The organism is Microbacter sp. GSS18, assembly GCA_029319145.1.
In the GTDB taxonomy this organism is placed as follows: Bacteria; Actinomycetota; Actinomycetes; order Actinomycetales; family Microbacteriaceae; genus Microbacterium.
In genome coordinates, this window is sequence record CP119753.1 from 456,341 (window position 1) to 473,252 (window position 16,912).

Here is a 16,912-nt window from a genome sequence, read left to right on the forward strand (position 1 = left end):
GCACGATGGAGGGATGTCTCTGCTGATCGCCCCGTCAGAACTCGAAGCCCTGCTCGCCGCCGGGGCGCCGGTGCGGCTGCTGGACGTGCGGTGGCGTCTGGATCGTCCCGAGGGTCGTCCCGACTACGTCTCCGGCCATCTGCCGGGGGCCGTGTACGTCGATCTGGATCGCGAGCTGTCGCGGCGGGGCGAGCCGCAGGACGGGCGCCACCCGCTGCCGGAGCGCGCCGATCTCGAGGCGGCGGCCCAGCGCTGGGGGGTGAACGACGGCGACATCGTGGTCGCCTACGACGACGTGCGGTCGGTGGCCGCGGCACGCGCGTGGTGGCTCCTGTCGCGGTCGGGCGTCGCCGATGTGCGGGTGCTCGACGGCGGCCTGCGCGCGTGGACGGCGGCGGGCCTGCCCGTCGAGACCGGCGATGTGCGTCAGCGGCCGGGGGATGTCCGACTGCGCGACATCTCCGACGGATCGATCGGCATCGACGCCGCGGCCGCGTGGCCGGATGAGGGCGTGCTGCTGGACGTCCGCGCCGCCGAGCGGTACCGCGGCGACACCGAGCCGATGGATCCGCGCGCCGGGCATATCCCCGGCGCCGTGAACCTGCCCACGACGCTCCACCTGGACGGCGGGCTGTTCCGCGATCCGGCCGTGATCGCGGCGTCGTTCGCGGCGGCCGGCGCCCTGCCGGGCGCCGCCGTCGCGGCCTACTGCGGATCGGGTGTCACGGCCGCGCACACGGCGCTCGCCGGTGCGCTTGCCGGGGTCGACGTCACGGTGTACGCGGGCTCGTGGAGTCAGTGGTCGAACACGCGCGGGCGCGCCGTGGCGACGGGCCCGACGCCGTCGGGTCGCGTCGAGCCCGACTGAGCGCCGCCGGCTGTCACCGCCGGACGCACCGGCCCCTCATGCCGGGCGCAGGGTGATCTTGCCCGCGGTGCCCGCCTCGACGAGGCGGTGGGCCTCGGCGGCGGACGCCAGCGGCAGCGACGGTCCGTGCTCGACCGTGAAGCCGCCTGCCGCCAGCAGGGCCAGCGTGACGGGGACCGCCTCGACGCGCCACGCCAGCGCGCGCTGCGACAGCGGATCGGGGCTGCCACCTCCGAAGGCGCGCAGGCCGTAGCCGGCGGCGTCTCGCCCTCGGACGATCGTCGCGGCGCGCGCCGGGTCGATCACGAGATCGCGCGAGACCGCGAGGGCCTCGTCGGTCCCCGCGGCGTCGAGGGCGACGGTCACGCCGCCGGGCGCGAGAGCGCGCACGCGGTCGGCCAGGCCGTCGCCGTAGGCCACGGGCTCGGCGCCGAGGGCGGCGACGCTGTCGGCACGGGCCGGCGAGCTCGTCGCGATGACCCGAGCGCCCCACATCACGGCGAACTGGACGGCGGCCTGCCCGACGGCCCCGGAGCCGCCGTGCAGGAGCAGCGTGTCGCCGTCGCCGACGGCGAGCGAGCGCAGCACCTGATAGGCGGTGCCGGCCGGGATGCCGACGCCGGCGCCGTCCTCGGCGCTCACCGACGCCGGTCGGGGCACGACGCGGTCGGCGGCCAGCGTGATCTCGTCGGCGTACGCCCCGGCGGCTCCGAAGAACACCACCGGCTCGCCGGCGCGCAGACCCTCCACGCCGTCGCCGACCGCCGTGACGACGCCCGCGCCGTCGGCGCCCACGCGTCGCGGCGTGCGGATCGGACCGGACGGACGCATCCCGGCGCGCAGCTTGGCGTCGATGGGGTTCACCCCCGCCGCCTCGACCCGGATCGCGACCTCGCCCGCATCCGGTGCGACGGGGTCGATGTCGGACAGGCGCAGCACGTCGGGGCTGCCGAACTCGGTGTAGACGATCGCGTGGGGCATGTCGGGTCGAACCATGGGCGCCGTCGCAGCTATTCCCGCAGCGACTTCTGGATGCGCTGCAGCGAGACCGGCTCGGCGGTGCCGCGCTGCTGTGCGAACAGGCTCACGCGATACTCCTCGAGCAGCCAGCGCGTTCGCACGAGTGCCGCCGGCGCGTCGGCGGCGGGCGGGATCGTGCCGCCGGCGTCCGCGTACGCGGCGGCCGCCCGCTCGAACTCGCTCATGCGCTGGCGGTCGCGCCCCGGATTGTCCGGCAGCGCCCGCACGCGGTCGGCGGCCGCCTGCAGGTAGCGGGGCAGGTGGGCCAGCTGCGCCGGGCCGGTGCGCGAGGCGAATCCCGGGAAGACGAGACCCGACAGCTGCGCCTTGACGTCGCCGAGGGCGCCGAGCAGGGTCAGCGAATTCGCGTCGCGCATGGCACGCTCGACCTCGCGGGCGAGCGTGAGGATGCGCGCGGTCAGCGACACGGTCTGGAACAGCTCGTCGACGACCGCCTGCGAGAAGGCGTCGCGGACCGCGGCGAACTCCTGCGCCGAGCGGATGTCGCCGGGTGCCGTCCGGTCGCGCACGGCATCGGCGACGGCGACACGGCAGTCCTCGATGAGCGCCTTCGCCGACGGGTACGGCGACGCCGCGAGCGCGAGCTTCTCCGCGCTGGTGAGGTGCTCGAGGACGTAGGGCGCCGGCGAGGGCACGGCGAGCAGCATGAGCCGGCGCACGCCGCCGCCCGTGGCCGCGGCGGCGGCCTCGGGCGTGGACTCCAGGCGCAGCGCGATCGACGCGCCCTCGTCGACGAGGGCGGGGTAGCCCCGCACGACACCGCCGGCGACCTTCGTGTCGACCACCTCGGGCAGGTCGCCGAAGGACCACGCGGTGAGCCCCGACCGCTCGGCGAAGCCGTCTCCGGCGGGCGTGCCCGCCGAGGCGGGATCGCGGGGCGAGGGCGCGCGGGGCCCGGACGGGCGGGTCGCGGCGCGCTCGATGGAGCTCGCGACCGACTGGCGGGCGCGGTCGGCCAGCCGCGCCTGCAGGGCCGCGAGGTCGCGGTCCGAGCCGACGGCGCGACCGCGCGCGTCGACGGCGCGGAACGACAGCCGCAAGTGGCCCGGCACGCGGTCGAGGTCGAAGTCGGCGGCCGTCACGGGCTGGTTGGCGACCCGCTGGATGCGCGCAGCCAGGGCGTCGGTCAGGGCCACCGGTGGGAGCCCGTCGTGGGACTCGGGGCCCGCGCCGTGCAGTTCGTCCGAGAAGCGCGCGGCCCAGTCCGCGGCGGGCACGACCGTGCGCCGGATCGCCTTGGGCAGCGACCGGATGAGGGCGGCGATGAGCTCGGCGCGCATGCCGGGCACCTGCCAGTCGAAGCCGTCGGGCCGCAGCTGGGCCAGCAGCGGCAGCGGCACGACCGCGGTGACGCCGTCGTCGGCGGCTCCCGGCTCGAACCGGTACGCGAGGGACAGCACCTGGTCGCCCTGCTGCCAGCGCGCCGGGAAGTCCCGCTCATCGCCGCGCGACGCCTCGTCGACGAGGTCCGCCTCGGTCATGTCGAGCAGACGCGGCGTGCGCCCGATCGTGTCGCGCCACCACGTCTCGAACGAGCGGACGTCGAACACCTCGCGCGGGATGCGGGCGTCGTAGAAGGCGTACACCGCTTCGTCGCCGACGAGGATGTCACGGCGCCGCTCCCGCTCCTCGACCTTCTCGAGGCGGCGGCGCAGCTCCAGATTGCGCCGCTCGAACGCCGTGAGCCGCTTGTCGAGGTGGGCCGACTCCCACTCGCCCTCGACCAGCGCGTGGCGCAGGAACAGCTCGCGCGCGAGCGGCCGGTCGAAGCGCGCCAGCTGCACGCGCCGGCGGGGGACGATGTCGACGCCGAACAGCGTGAGCTTCTCGTAGGCGGATGCCGCCCCCGCCGACTTCGACCAGTGCGGCTCGCTCATGCTGCGCTTGACCAGATCGCCGGCCAGCGACTCCGCCCACTCGGGGTCGATGGCCGCGACCGTTCGGGCGAACAGGCGGCTGGTCTCCACCAGCTCGGCGGCCATGACGGCCTGCGGGCGCTTCTTCTTCAGGCCCGAGCCCGGGAAGATCGCGAAGCGCGTGCCCCGCGCGCCGAGGTACTCCGCGCCGCGGCGGTCGTCGCGCCGCGGCGACCGGTTGTCCCCGCGCGACGACGTCGTGCGCTCGTCCAGGATGCCGATGTGCGACAGCAGCCCCGACAGGATCGCCCGGTGCACGGCATCCGGATCGGCCGCGTCGACGGAGGCGCTGCGGGTGCGGGTGTCCTTCGACGTGCGCATGAGCGTGCTCAGCTGCCGATGGACGTCGGACCACTCCCGCACGCGCACGTAGTTGAGGTGCTCGGAGCGGCACATGCGGCGGAAGGCGCTGGAGCCGAGCTCGGCCTGCTTCTCCTGCAGGTGGTTCCACAGGTTCAGCAGGCTCAGGAAGTCGCTGGTGGGGTCCGTGAAGCGCGCGTGGAGCCGGTCCGCCTCCTCGCGGCGCTCCTCGGGGCGCTCGCGGACGTCCTGGATCGACAGTCCCGCCACGATCGCCAGCATCTCGCGCAGGACCCCGCTGCGCTGCGCCTCGATGAGCATGCGCGCGAAGCGGGGGTCGATCGGCAGGCGCGCGATGTCGCGGCCGATGGCCGTGAGACGGGGCCCGCGGCGGTCGTCCGTCGTCTCGCGGCGCTCGCCGCGGCCGCCCGTGCGGGCATCCGAGACCGCGCCGAGCTCGAGGAGCAGGTCGAACGCCGCCCGCACGCCGCGCGAGTCCGGGGGAGTGAGGAAGGGGAAGGCCGAGATGTCGCCGAAGCCGAGGGCGAGCATCTGCAGGATCACCGAGGCGAGCGAGGTCCGCAGGATCTCGGGCTCGGTGAATTCGTCGCGCGCGGTGAAGTCGTCTTCGGCATACAGCCGGATCGCGATCCCCGGGGCCGTGCGGCCGGCGCGACCGGACCGCTGCTGGGCCGATGCCTGCGAGATGGCCTCGATCGGCAGCCGCTGGATCTTGCTGCGCGCCGACCATCGCGAGATGCGCGCGGTGCCGGCGTCGACGACGTAGCGGATGCCGGGCACCGTCAGGCTCGTCTCGGCGACGTTCGTCGCCAGGATCACGCGCCGGCGCACGCCGGCGACGCGGGAGCGCTCGAACACGCGGTGCTGCTCGGCGGCCGACAGCCGGCCGTACAGCGGCAGCACCTCTGTGGGTGCGGCGTCCTTGGCGTACATGCCGCGGACGGCATCCATCGCATCCCGGATCTCGGCTTCGCCCGGGAGGAACACCAGCACATCCCCCGCGGGCTCGCGATCGAGCTCCCGCAGCGCCGCCAGCAGCGCGTCGACGTCGTCCCCCGATCCGTCGGACCGGGCATCCGCCGCGCCCTCGGTGCCGGCGGGCGGCCGGTAGCGGATCTCGACCGGGTAGGTGCGTCCGGACACCTCGATGATCGGCGCGGGCTCGGGTTCGCCGCCGCGCCGCGTCGGCAGCGCGAAGTGCCGGGCGAAGCTCTCGGGGTCGATCGTGGCGCTGGTGATGATCACCTTCAGATCCGGCCGCTTGGGCAGGATCCGGCGGAGGTAGCCGAGCAGGAAGTCCACGTTCAGCGATCGCTCGTGGGCCTCGTCGACGATGATCGTGTCGTAGCGACGCAGCAGCCGGTCGCGGTGGATCTCGTTGAGGAGGATGCCGTCGGTCATGAGCGCGATGGCGGTGTCCTCCGACACCTTGTCGGTGAAGCGCACCCTGTAGCCGACGGTGGAGCCGAGGGGCACCTGCAGCTCTTCCGCGACGCGCTCGGCGATGCTGCGCGCGGCGATGCGTCGCGGCTGCGTGTGCGCGATCCTCGTGCGGCCGAGTTCGAGGCAGATCTTCGGCAGCTGCGTGGTCTTGCCCGAGCCGGTGGCCCCGGCGACGATGACGACCTGATGGTCCGCGATGGCGCGCGCGATCTCGTCCCGCGCGGCGCTGACGGGCAGCTCGGGCGGGTAGGCGAGGACGGGAGTGGGCGCAGACACAGCCCTCCATCGTAAACCGGCATCCCCGGAGCCGGCTCCCGGCCGCCGCTCCTAGGGTGGTGGCATGAGCATTCCCCACGTCTCCCTCAACGACGGACACACCATCCCCCAGCTCGGCTACGGCGTCTTCAAGGTGCCGCCGGCAGACACCGAGCGGACGGTGAGCGAGGCGCTCGAGCTCGGCTACCGTCACATCGACACCGCCGCGATCTACGGCAACGAGGAGGGCGTGGGGGCCGCGATCGCGGCCTCCGGCATCCCGCGCGACGAGCTGTTCATCACGACGAAGCTGTGGAACGACCGCCACGACGGCGAGGAGCCGCACGCGGCGATCGCCGAGAGCCTGGCGAAGCTCGGCCTGGAGCACGTCGACCTGTACCTCGTGCACTGGCCGACGCCGGCGCGCGAGAACTACGTGCACGCATGGCAGAAGATGATCGAGATCCGTGACGCCGGAAAGGCCCGCTCGATCGGCGTCTCAAACCACCTCGTGCCGCACCTCGAGAAGATCGTCGAGGCGACCGGCGTCGTGCCGGCCGTCAACCAGATCGAGCTGCACCCCGCGCACCCGCAGCGCGCCATCACCGACTGGGCCGCGGCGAACGGCGTCGTGATCGAATCGTGGGGGCCGCTCGGCCAGGGCAAGTACGACCTCTTCGGCGCCGAACCGGTCGCCGCCGCGGCCGCCGCGCACGGGAGGACGCCCGCGCAGGTCGTCATCCGCTGGCACCTGCAGCACGGCTTCGTGCTGTTCCCGAAGTCGGTGCGCCGCGAGCGCCTCGCCGAGAACCTCGACGTGTTCGACTTCGCGCTCACCGACGCCGAGGTCGCGGCGATCGACGCGATGGACCCGGGCGACGACTCGGGACGCGTGAGCGCGGACCCGGCCGAGGTCAACTGAGACCCGGGCCGGTCCGGATCCTCCGGGCCGGCCTCAGCCGGCGGCGCGCTCGTCGCGTTCGTCGGCGACGGCGGGCGCGACCTGCACGCCGAACACCGTTGCGAGGGCGGCCTCGAACTCCTCGAGCCGACCGGCCGCGGCGTGCTCGCGGGCCCGCACCGACGGTGTGTGCGACAGCACGCCCGCCAGATGCCGCAGCGACGCTGCGATCGCCGGGGTCGCAGGATCCTCGGGGCGCAGTCGCGCGAGCTCGGCGTCGACGGCCTCCTGGATGTGCGCCCTCACCGCGACGACGGCGGGCGCCGCATCGCGCTCCGACGTGAAGCGCAGCGCATGCGAGCCGACGACCTCGTGCGCCCCCGACTCGGCGAGCTCGGGCAGGACGGCGTGGCGCCCGATGAGCTCGAGGTCGAGCAGATCGACGCCGTCGATGTCGCCCACGGCGGGATCGACGTTGCGAGGCAGGCCGAGGTCGACGATCATGCGGGCGCGGCCGGCGGTGACGTGCTCGGCGCCGACGGCGTCCGTGGCGGTGCACGTGATGACGACGTCGGCTTCGGCGATGGCTGCGGGCAGGTCGTGGCGCGCCTCGAGGGCATAGCGCGCGGCGAACTGCGGCGCGCGACCGGATGCCGAGAACACCGTGATGTCGTCGGCGCCGCGCGACCGCAGCGCGGCGACGGTGGTCGCGGCGTACTGCCCGGTGCCGACGACGAGGACGCGCGTGGCCGACCAGTCGGTCAGACGCGTCTCGACCATGTCGAGGGCGACGCGCGCGAGCGAGCGCCCGGCCGCGCCGAGATCGCCCTGGGCGCGCACCTCGCGCGTGGCGTGCGCGGCGCGCTGGAACACCTGCTCGAGCGACGGCGTCGCGGTGCCCGCCTCGCGGGCCGACAGCAGCGAGCGCTGGACCTGACCGGTGATCTGGTCCTCGCCGAGCACCATCGACTCCAGGCCCGAGCTGACGGCGAACAGGTGCCGCACGACGGCATCGCCGGTGAGGGTGGCGACGCCCGCGCGCAGGCCGTCCGCATCCGCTTCGGTGAGGTCCGGCAGCGCCGCCAGCACCGCGTCCCGGAGGCTTCCGGTCTCGGCCGCGGCGTCGTCGACGTCGAGATACGCCTCGAAGCGGTTGCACGTGGCGAGCACGACGGCGCCGCGGACCTGGTCGTTGCCGGTGATCGCCGCGGCGGCTGACTCGTCGGCGACACGGGACAGGCGATCGAGCAGATCGAAGGCCGTGTTCCGATGGTTCGCCGACAGACAGAAGAGCACCGGGGGATTCTACCGGGCGCAGCCGTGCGCCGCACGGAGACAAGCCACGTACCCTTGTCGGGTGTCATCCGTCGTCACATCCCTCCCCGCCGCCCACCCGCTGATCGACGGCCGCACCGCGAGCGCGCCTCTGGTGCGCGCCGCCCGTGCGGACCGCCCGGGCACCCTCCCGGTGTGGTTCATGCGGCAGGCCGGCCGCTCTCTGCCCGAGTACCGGGCCAGCCGCGCCGGCGTCGAGATGCTCGATGCGTGCCTCGACCCCGAGCTCGCGGCCGAGATCACGCTGCAGCCGGTGCGCCGGCACGGCGTCGACGCCGCGGTGTTCTTCAGCGACATCGTCGTCCCCGTGCTCCTCGCCGGCGTCGACGTCACGATCGTCCCGGGCCGCGGCCCGGTGATCGCCGAGCCGGTGCGCTCGGCATCCGACATCCTGCGCCTGCGTCCGCTCGAGCCCGAGGCCCTCGCCCCGATCGCGGCGGCGGCGGCGATCGTGGTCGACGAGCTCGGCGGCACACCGCTGATCGGATTCGGCGGCGCGCCCTACACGCTCGCCAGCTACCTCGTCGAGGGCGGACCGTCCAAGGACCAGCTGCGCACGCGCGCGCTCATGCGCACCGACCCGCACGCGTGGTCGGCGCTGCTGAACTGGGCCGCCGACGTCACCGGCGAGTTCCTGCGCGCGCAGGTGCTCGCCGGCGCCAGTGTCGTGCAGCTGTTCGACTCGTGGGCGGGATCCCTCTCGCGCGACGACTACGTGCGCCGCGTGTCGCCGCACTCCAAGCGCGCCTTCCAGGCTCTTCGCGGCCTCGAGGTGCCCCGGATCCACTTCGGCCTCGGCATGGGCGAGATGCTCGACGTGCTCCCCGGGCTCGGCGCCGACGTCGTGGGCGTCGACTGGCGGCTCCCGCTGGACGAGGCCAACCGTCGTCTGGGCGGCTCGGTGCCGCTGCAGGGCAACATCGACGCCGCGTTCCTCGGCGCGCCCTTCGCGCTCGTGGAGCGCCACGTGCGCGACGTCGTGCAGCGCGGTGCCGAGGCGCCCGCCCATATCGTCAACCTGGGCCACGGCGTGCCGCCCGAGACCGACCCCGACGTCCTGACCCGCATCGTGGAGCTCGTGCATGAGCTCTGACGTCCTCGTCGCCGGCGGCGGCGTCGGCGCTCTCGTGGTCGCGCGGCGGCTGGCCGTGGGCGGACGCCGCGTGCGCGTCTTCGAGGCGGCCGACCGCGTCGGCGGTCAGGTCGTGCCGATCCGCGTCGGCGGGGTCGAGCTGGACGCGGCGGCGGAGTCGTTCGCGACGCGCGGCGGCATCGTGGCGGGTCTGCTCGACGAGCTCGGGCTGGCCGGCGACGTCGTGACGCCGAACCCGTCTGCGGCGTGGCTGCACCGCGCCGACGGCACCGCCGTGCCGCTGCCGGCGGCGGGTCTGCTCGGCATCCCGGCCGATCCGCGCGCCGCCGACGTCGTGCGCGTCATCGGCCGCCGTGCGGCGCTGCGCGCCCAGCTGGACGCCATGCTGCCCGCGTCGGTCGGAGCGGATGCCGAGACCCTCGGCGACCTCGTGCGCGCCCGCATGGGCTCCGGCGTCGTCGACGGGCTCGTGGGCCCGGTCGTGCGCGGCGTGCACTCGCGTGAGCCCGACGCCATCCCGGTCGAGACCGCGCACCCGGCGCTGCGCGAGCGCGTGCGCGAGCACGGCTCCCTGGCGGCGGCTATCGCGGATCTGCGCGCGGCGGCGCCGGCGGGCAGCCAGGTCGCGGGCATCCGCGGCGGCATGCACCGCCTGCCGACGGCGCTGGCCGCGGACGCGGCAGCGCGCGGCGTCGAGATCGTCACCGGAGCGCGGGTCGACGCCGTCGAGCCCGATGCGCTCGTCGTCGACGGCCGCCGCATGCCGGGCGAGGTCGTGCGGGCGATGCCGGATCCGGCGGCGGACCCGGGGCACCGGGCGCTGACGCTCGTGACCCTGGTGCTCGACGCGCCGGCGCTCGACCGCGCACCGCGCGGGACGGGCCTGCTGATCGCCCCCGACGCACCCGGCGTGCGGGCCCGGGCGCTGACGCATCTCACCGCGAAGTGGTCGTGGGTCGCCGAGGCCTTCGACGGCCGCCACGCGGTGCGGCTGTCGTACGACGGCGTGCCCGACGATGCGCCGGCGATCGCGACGCATGACGTCGGCATCCTGCTCGGAGCCCCGATCGTCGAGGTCGAGGACGCCACCGCGATCACGTGGCGGCGCGGCGAGCGCGCGCCCGAGGGACCGACCCCGGTCGTCGGGGAGACCGCCTCCGGCACGGGCCTGGCCGCCGTCGTCGCGCACGCCGAGGCGGTCGCGGCGCGCCTTCTCGAGACGACACACATTCGCCCGGCCGCGGCCGGGCAGGGAGGATAGAACCGTGACCCCCGAGACCGACGCTCCCGCCGAGACGCTGCACTACACGCTGTTCGCGGTGTTCCGCCGCGACCCGCACCCCGTCTCCGCCGACGCGGACGCCCCCCTGCTCGCCGACGTCGTCGACGGTGTCGACAGCGTGCGCGGTGTCTACGACGTGTCGGGGCTGCGCGCCGACGCCGACGTCATGCTGTGGCTCACCGGCCACACCGCCGACGGTCTCCAGGCCGACCTGCGCGCCCTGCGCCGCTCCCGCGAGCTCGGCGTGCTGCTGCCGACGTGGAACGCGATGGGCGTGCACCGCACCGCCGAGTTCGCGCGCGACCACGTTCCCGCCTACGCGCGCGGGCTCGCGCCCAAGCAGTGGCTGACGGTGTATCCCTTCGTGCGCAGCTACGAGTGGTACCTGCTGCCCGACGCCGAGCGCGGCGCGATGCTGCGCGAGCACGGCCTGCTCGGCCGCGACTTCCCGCAGGTGCAGGCCAACACCGTGGCCAGCTTCGCGCTCGGCGACTACGAGTGGCTGCTGCCGATGGAGTCCGACGACGTCGTCGACCTCGTCGACATGATGCGGCACCTGCGCGCCACGGACGCCCGCCGCCACGTGCGCGAGGAGATCCCGTTCTTCACCGGCCGCCTCATCGCCGCGGCCGACGTCGCCGAGGTGCTCGCGTGAGCGGACGCCTGCGCATCGGCACGCGCGGCAGCGCCCTGGCGCTCGCGCAGGCCGGCACGATCGCCGACGCGCTGGGCGGCGAGCTGATCGTCATCCAGTCCGAGGGCGACGTGAGCACGCAGTCGCTCGCCTCGCTCGGCGGGGCGGGGGTCTTCGCCGCGGCGCTGCGCGAGGCGCTGCTCGCAGGCGAGGTGGATGCCGTCGTCCACTCGTACAAGGACCTGCCGACGGCGCCGATCGCGGGACTGTCGGTCGCCGCGGTGCCGCGCCGCGCCGACGCGCGCGACGCGCTGTGCGCGCGGGACGGCCTGACGCTCGATCGGCTCCCCGAGGGAGCCCGCGTCGGAACCGGGTCGCCGCGCCGTCGTGCGCAGGTGGCCGCGCGCCGGCCCGACATCGAGCTCGTCGACATCCGCGGCAACGTCGACACGCGCCTGGGACGCGTCGGCTCCGACGAGCCCGAGCGGCGCCTGGACGCCGTCGTGCTCGCCGCCGCCGGCCTCGAGCGCGTCGGGCGATCGTCCGCGGTCACCGAGCTGTTCGACCTCGACGCGTGGCCGACCGCCCCCGCGCAGGGCGCCCTCGCGATCGAGACGCGCTCCGGCGACGAGAAGCTCGCGGCGCGCATCGACCACCGCCCGACGCGCCGTGCGGCGGCCGCCGAGCGCGGTGTGCTCGCGCGGCTCGAGGCCGGATGCGCCGCGCCCGTGGGCGCACGCGCCTTCGTCGAGGACGACATGCTCTTCCTCACCGCCCGCGTCTACCGCCTCGACGGATCGGCGCACCTGACCAGCTCGCACGCGACCGTCCTCGACGCCGGCGTCGAGGACGAGCTGGCCGAGCGCGTCGCCGCCGAACTGCTGGGGCTCGGCGCCGCCGATCTCGCGCCGCTGGGCGCACAGCCCGCATCACAGGAGGACTGATGTCCGAGTCGTTCCCCGCCGTCCGTCCCCGGCGTCTGCGCCAGAGCCCTGCGTGGCGGCGCCTGGTGTCCGAGACCCGCATCGACCCCGCCAAGCTCGTGCTCCCGGTGTTCGTGCGCGAAGGCGCCGACGCGCCGGTGCCGATCTCGTCGATGCCCGGCATCGTGCAGCACTCCCTGGACTCCCTCAAGGCGGAGCTTCACCGCGCCGCCGACGCCGGGCTGTCGGGCGTGATGATCTTCGGCGTGCCCGAGCACAAGGACGCCACGGGCTCGGGGGCGACCGCCGCCGACGGCATCCTCAACGTCGCCACCGAGGTCGCCGCCGCCGAGGTCGGCGACGCCCTCGTGATCCAGACCGACCTGTGCCTGGACGAGTTCACCGACCACGGTCACTGCGGCGTGCTCGACGCGCACGGACGCGTCGACAACGACGCGAGCCTCGAGCGCTACGCCGACATGGCGCTCGCGCAGGCGGCATCCGGCTCCCACCTGCTGGGCCTGTCCGGCATGATGGACGGCCAGACCGGCGTCGTGCGCGCCGCGCTCGACGACGCCGGGTACGCCGACGTCGCGCTCCTGGCCTACGCCGCCAAGTACGCCTCGGCGTTCTACGGCCCGTTCCGCGAGGCGGTGCAGTCCTCGCTCGACGGCGACCGCCGCACCTACCAGCTCGACCCCGGCAACCGCCGCGAGGGTGCTCGCGAGGTGGCGCTCGACGTCGCCGAGGGCGCCGACATCGTGATGGTCAAGCCCGCCATGAGCTACCTCGACGTGCTGGCGGATGCCGCCGCGTCCAGTCCCGTGCCGGTGTGGGCGTACCAGATCAGCGGCGAGTACGCCATGATCGAGGCCGCCGCCGCGCACGGCTGGATCGACCGAGAGCGCTCGATCGACGAATCGATCGTCAGCATCTTCCGCGCCGGCGCCGACGCCGTCCTCACCTACTGGGCGATCGAGGTCGCCGAAAGGATCTCCCGCGCATGAGCACTCCCGCGCAGACCCTGACCAACGACACCGCCGCGGCTCGGGCCCGCGCCGTCATCCCGGGCGGCGTGAACTCGCCCGTGCGCGCGTTCGGCTCGGTGGGCGGCACGCCGCTGTCCGTCGTGTCGGCCGAAGGCCCCCGCATCACCGACGTGACCGGGCGTTCGTACGTCGACCTCGTCGCGTCCTGGGGACCGGCCCTGCTCGGACACGCTCATCCCGAGGTCGTCGACGCCGTGCAGCGGGCGGCGGCGCGGGGACTGTCGTTCGGCGCGTCGACGCCGGGTGAGACCGAGCTCGCCGAACTCGTCGTCGACCGGCTCACGATCGGGGGTGTGCGCGGCATCGACCGGCTGCGCCTGGTCTCCACCGGAACCGAGGCGACCATGACCGCGATCCGCATCGCGCGCGGCGCGACCGGACGCGACGTCATCATCAAGTTCGCCGGCCACTACCACGGTCACTCCGACGGGCTGCTCGCCGAATCCGGCTCCGGGGTGGCGACGCTCGGGCTGCCCGGCTCGGCCGGCGTCCCGGCCGACATCGCCGCGCTCACGCTCGTGCTGCCCTACAACGACCGCGCCGCCGTCGAGGCCGCGTTCGCCGCGCACGAGGGCCGCATCGCCGCGATCATCACCGAGGCCGCCGGCGCCAACGCGGGCGTCCTCGTCCCCGAGTCCGGCTTCAACCGGTTCCTCGCCGACACCGCCCACGCGCACGGGGCGCTGCTGATCCTCGACGAGGTGCTCACCGGCTTCCGCGTCGGCCCGGCCGGCTGGTGGGGCCTCGAGCAGAACGGCGCGCAGCCGTTCGCGCCGGACCTCGTCACCTTCGGCAAGGTCATCGGCGGCGGCATGCCGCTGGCCGGAGTCGGCGGGCGCACGGACCTCATGGAGCTGCTCGCCCCGCTCGGGCCCGTGTACCAGGCCGGCACCCTGAGCGGCAATCCGCTCGCGGTCGCCGCGGGCCTGGCCACGCTGCGGCTGGCCGACGCGGATGTCTACGCGCACGTCGACACGGCGTCGATCCGTCTGCAGGCGGCGCTCCACGACGCGCTCGCCGCCGAGGGCGTCGCCCACGTGATCTCGCGAGCCGGGAGCCTGTTCTCGGTCGCGTTCCGCGACCGCTCGGTGCGCGACTACGACGACGCCCGCGCGCAGGAGTCGTGGCGCTACGCGCCGTTCTTCCACGCCATGCTCGATCAGGGCGTGGCGCTGCCGCCGAGCGTGTTCGAGGCGTGGTTCCTCACGGCGGCGCACGACGACGACGCGCTGTCGGCGATCATCGACGCCCTCCCGGCGGCGGCGAAGGCCGCGGCATCCGCGCGCGCCCCGGAATGAGGCCCCCGGGGGACATCGTTCACGCGCCCCAGCCGGGCATCCACGTGTGGATGAACCAGTAGTCGTACGTGATCTGCATCGCCGACACCAGCGGATACCAGAACACCGACAGCGCCACGACGACCCACAGGAACACCCACACCAGCCGCTGCCCGGTCAGCCGCCGGTAGTCGTCGGCGTCACGCGGACCGGCGATGTCGCGCAGCGCGAACACGAGGGCGAGCATCATGAACGGCATCATCAGCACCGTGTAGAACTGGAAGATCGTGCGATCGGGGTACAGCAGCCACGGCCCGTACGTGACCCCGATCGCGGTGAGCACGAGGGCGTCGCGCCAGTCCCGCCGCACGACGAACCGGTAGACGAGGTACAGGACCGCCGCCACGCCCGCCCACCACAGCAGCGGGTTGGGCATGCTCGAGATCGACTGCGAGCACCCCGAGGCGACGTCGCACCCGTTCTCGCCCTCGGCGACGAACCGGTAGTACATGCCGGTCGGGCGCAGCAGGAGCGGCCACTGCCACGCGGGGCTGGAGTACGGGTGGCCCCCGACGATGTTGGAGGCGGAGTTGAACATCGTGATGTGATGCCGCCACAGGCTCTGCAGAGGCAGAGGCACCCACGACAAGAGCCCCGTCGCGGGGTCGCCGTCGGCCACGTGGCGGTCGTAGCCGCCGTCCGTGACGAGCCACCCGGTCCACGACGCCACATAGACCGCGACGGCCACGGGGACGAGCAGCACGAACGTCACGACGCCCTGGCGCACGGCATCCGTCGGCCACAGCAGCACGCCCGCGTGTCGGCGCGCGAGCGCGTCGGTGACCACCAGGTACACGCCGAGGCCCGCGAGCACCCACACACCCGACCACTTCACCGCCGTCGCCGCCCCCAGCGCCGCCCCGGCGGCGACGATCCAGGGCCGGTTCCACAGGATCGGGCCCCACACCGGGCCCACGTCTCCCTCGAAACGCGCCCCGACGGTCGTCGCGATGCGCTCCATCGTGCGCTGGCGGTCGATCACGACGAACAGCACCGCCAGCAGCACGAAGAACGTCAGCGTGCCGTCCAGCAGCGCCAGGCGGCTCATCGCGATCGAGAGCCCGTCGATCGCGAGGAAGAATCCGGCGAGGACGGCGACCGTGGTGGATCCGGTCATCCGCCGCGCGATCAGCATGAGCACGAGGACGGATGCCGTGCCGGCCAGCGCCGTGGTGAACCGCCAGCCCCAGCCGGTCTCGGGGCCGAGGGCGAGCATGCCGAGGCCGATCAGCCACTTGCCCAGCGGCGGATGGATGACGAACCCGGGATCGGACGAGAACGAGTTCGCGTCGCCGGCGAGGAACGCGTCGTTCCCGTCGGGCCACGACCCCTCGTAGCCGAGCTGCGTGAGCGTCCAGCCGTCCTTGACGTAGTAGGTCTCGTCGAACTGGTTCATCGCGTCGTGCGGATTCGCGAGGTTCCAAAAGCGCAGGGCGGCCGCCAGCAGCACCACGAGCACAGGGGCGAGCCGGTCGTAGAGCAGCTGCACGCGGGGATCCGAGGCCAGCAGGTCGTGCCAGCGGTCCAGCAGCGATCGACGCGCGGGCAGCAGCGGCTCGGCGGTCGTCGTCACCCGAACAGCCTAAGGCGCGGCCGGCGCGGGCCCGGTCTAGGCTGGCGGGGTGCTGATCCTCGCGGCCACTCCCATCGGCAATCTGGGCGACGCCTCCCGGCGCCTGGTCGAGGCGCTCCAGGCCGCGACCGTGGTCGCCGCCGAGGACACCCGCACGACGCAGCGGCTGCTGGCCGCGCTCGGCATCGAGAACCGGCCGCGGCTGATCGCCCTCCACGACCACAACGAGAAGGAGCGCGCCGCCGACCTGGTCGAGACCGCCCGCACCGAGGACGTGCTGCTGCTGAGCGACGCCGGGATGCCGACCGTGAGCGACCCGGGATTCGCCGTCGTGGCGGCGGCCGCCGCGGCGGACGTGCCGGTGACGGCCCTGCCGGGGCCGTCCGCCGTCATCACGGCGCTCGCGGTGTCGGGGCTGGCGACGGACCGCTTCGCGTTCGAGGGGTTCCTGCCGCGCAAGGCGGGGGAGCGGCGGACGCAGCTGGCGGAGCTGGCGGCCGAGCCGCGAACCCTGGTGTTCTTCGAGGCGCCGTCGCGTCTCGCCCAGAGCCTGGCCGACATGGCCGGCGCGTTCGGCGCGGATCGCCGCGCGGCGGTGTGCCGCGAGCTCACCAAGCTCCACGAAGAGATCGTGCGGGGGCCGCTGGCGGACCTGGCCGCGTGGGCCGATCGCGGAGTGCGCGGCGAGATCGTCGTGGTCGTCGCCGGGGCCGAGCGTCGGGCTGTCGTCTTCGCCGACGCCGTGGCCCAGGTCGCCGAGCTCGTCGCCGCCGGTACGCGGCTCAAGGAGGCTGCGTCCGAGGTGTCGCGTGCGACGGGGCACTCGTCGCGCGAGCTGTACCAGGCGACGCTGGCCGCTCGCGGGTCGTCGTAATGTGACGACGGGCCTGTTCCGGCGCCGGTCCGCGGGCCCGATCGTCACAGGCGTCGGGGGGACGCGC

At 74.3% G+C, this 16,912-nt stretch carries 13 protein-coding genes; 9 read left to right on the plus strand and 4 right to left on the minus strand.

What is annotated here, in order from left to right; all coding sequences use genetic code 11:
• Positions 1–13: 13 nt before the first annotated feature.
• Positions 14–868 carry a sulfurtransferase gene (locus P0L94_02130; GenBank protein WES64880.1) on the plus strand — a complete coding sequence of 285 codons (855 nt, stop codon included), beginning with the start codon at positions 14–16 and terminating at the stop codon, positions 866–868.
• Positions 869–904: 36 nt separating this feature from the next.
• Here the strand turns inward: P0L94_02130 and P0L94_02135 are convergent, their stop codons facing one another.
• Positions 905–1,849 (minus strand): NADP-dependent oxidoreductase, encoded by a 945-nt coding sequence (locus tag P0L94_02135; protein ID WES64881.1) that lies wholly within the window; start codon positions 1,847–1,849, stop codon positions 905–907.
• 29 nt (positions 1,850–1,878) lie between these two features.
• Positions 1,879–5,865 carry an ATP-dependent RNA helicase HrpA gene (gene hrpA / locus P0L94_02140; protein WES64882.1) on the minus strand — a complete coding sequence of 1,329 codons (3,987 nt, stop codon included), beginning with the start codon at positions 5,863–5,865 and terminating at the stop codon, positions 1,879–1,881.
• 64 nt (positions 5,866–5,929) lie between these two features.
• Here hrpA and P0L94_02145 point away from each other — a divergent pair, with 64 nt between their 5' ends.
• Positions 5,930–6,766, plus strand: coding sequence for an aldo/keto reductase (locus P0L94_02145; GenBank protein WES64883.1), 837 nt, complete (start codon positions 5,930–5,932; stop codon positions 6,764–6,766).
• A 33-nt stretch (positions 6,767–6,799) separates the two neighbouring features.
• On the opposite strand, the gene P0L94_02150 is transcribed toward P0L94_02145, so the two are convergent.
• Positions 6,800–8,041, minus strand: a complete 1,242-nt coding sequence (locus P0L94_02150; protein ID WES64884.1) for a glutamyl-tRNA reductase — start codon at positions 8,039–8,041, stop codon at positions 6,800–6,802.
• A gap of 61 nt (positions 8,042–8,102) precedes the next feature.
• Here P0L94_02150 and hemE point away from each other — a divergent pair, with 61 nt between their 5' ends.
• Genes hemE through P0L94_02180 form a run of 6 tightly spaced genes read left to right on the plus strand, consistent with a single transcriptional unit; the run spans position 8,103 to position 14,359 of the window.
• The gene (gene hemE / locus P0L94_02155) at positions 8,103–9,173 is read left to right on the plus strand and encodes a uroporphyrinogen decarboxylase (protein ID WES64885.1); all 1,071 of its coding nucleotides are present in this window, start codon (positions 8,103–8,105) and stop codon (positions 9,171–9,173) included.
• Positions 9,163–10,434: an FAD-dependent oxidoreductase gene (locus P0L94_02160; protein ID WES64886.1), complete on the plus strand. Its 1,272-nt coding sequence runs from the start codon at positions 9,163–9,165 to the stop codon at positions 10,432–10,434. Before hemE ends, P0L94_02160 begins: the two co-directional genes overlap by 11 nt.
• Positions 10,435–10,438: 4 nt before the next feature.
• Complete coding sequence (locus P0L94_02165; GenBank protein ID WES64887.1) at positions 10,439–11,110, plus strand: chlorite dismutase family protein; 672 nt, start codon at positions 10,439–10,441, stop codon at positions 11,108–11,110.
• Positions 11,107–12,033: a hydroxymethylbilane synthase gene (gene hemC, locus P0L94_02170; GenBank protein ID WES64888.1), complete on the plus strand. Its 927-nt coding sequence runs from the start codon at positions 11,107–11,109 to the stop codon at positions 12,031–12,033. Before P0L94_02165 ends, hemC begins: the two co-directional genes overlap by 4 nt.
• Positions 12,033–13,019: a porphobilinogen synthase gene (gene hemB, locus P0L94_02175; protein WES64889.1), complete on the plus strand. Its 987-nt coding sequence runs from the start codon at positions 12,033–12,035 to the stop codon at positions 13,017–13,019. The genes hemC and hemB overlap by 1 nt, the downstream gene beginning before the upstream one ends.
• Positions 13,016–14,359: a glutamate-1-semialdehyde 2,1-aminomutase gene (locus P0L94_02180; protein WES64890.1), complete on the plus strand. Its 1,344-nt coding sequence runs from the start codon at positions 13,016–13,018 to the stop codon at positions 14,357–14,359. The genes hemB and P0L94_02180 overlap by 4 nt, the downstream gene beginning before the upstream one ends.
• Before the next feature lie 19 nt (positions 14,360–14,378).
• Here P0L94_02180 and P0L94_02185 read toward each other — a convergent pair whose 3' ends face one another.
• A complete protein-coding gene (locus tag P0L94_02185; protein WES64891.1) occupies positions 14,379–15,971 on the minus strand; it encodes a phospholipid carrier-dependent glycosyltransferase in 1,593 nt (530 codons plus the stop codon).
• Between the two features lie 49 nt (positions 15,972–16,020).
• On the opposite strand from P0L94_02185, the gene rsmI reads away from it, so the two are divergent.
• Positions 16,021–16,845 carry a 16S rRNA (cytidine(1402)-2'-O)-methyltransferase gene (gene rsmI / locus P0L94_02190; GenBank protein WES64892.1) on the plus strand — a complete coding sequence of 275 codons (825 nt, stop codon included), beginning with the start codon at positions 16,021–16,023 and terminating at the stop codon, positions 16,843–16,845.
• Positions 16,846–16,912 lie beyond the last annotated feature (67 nt).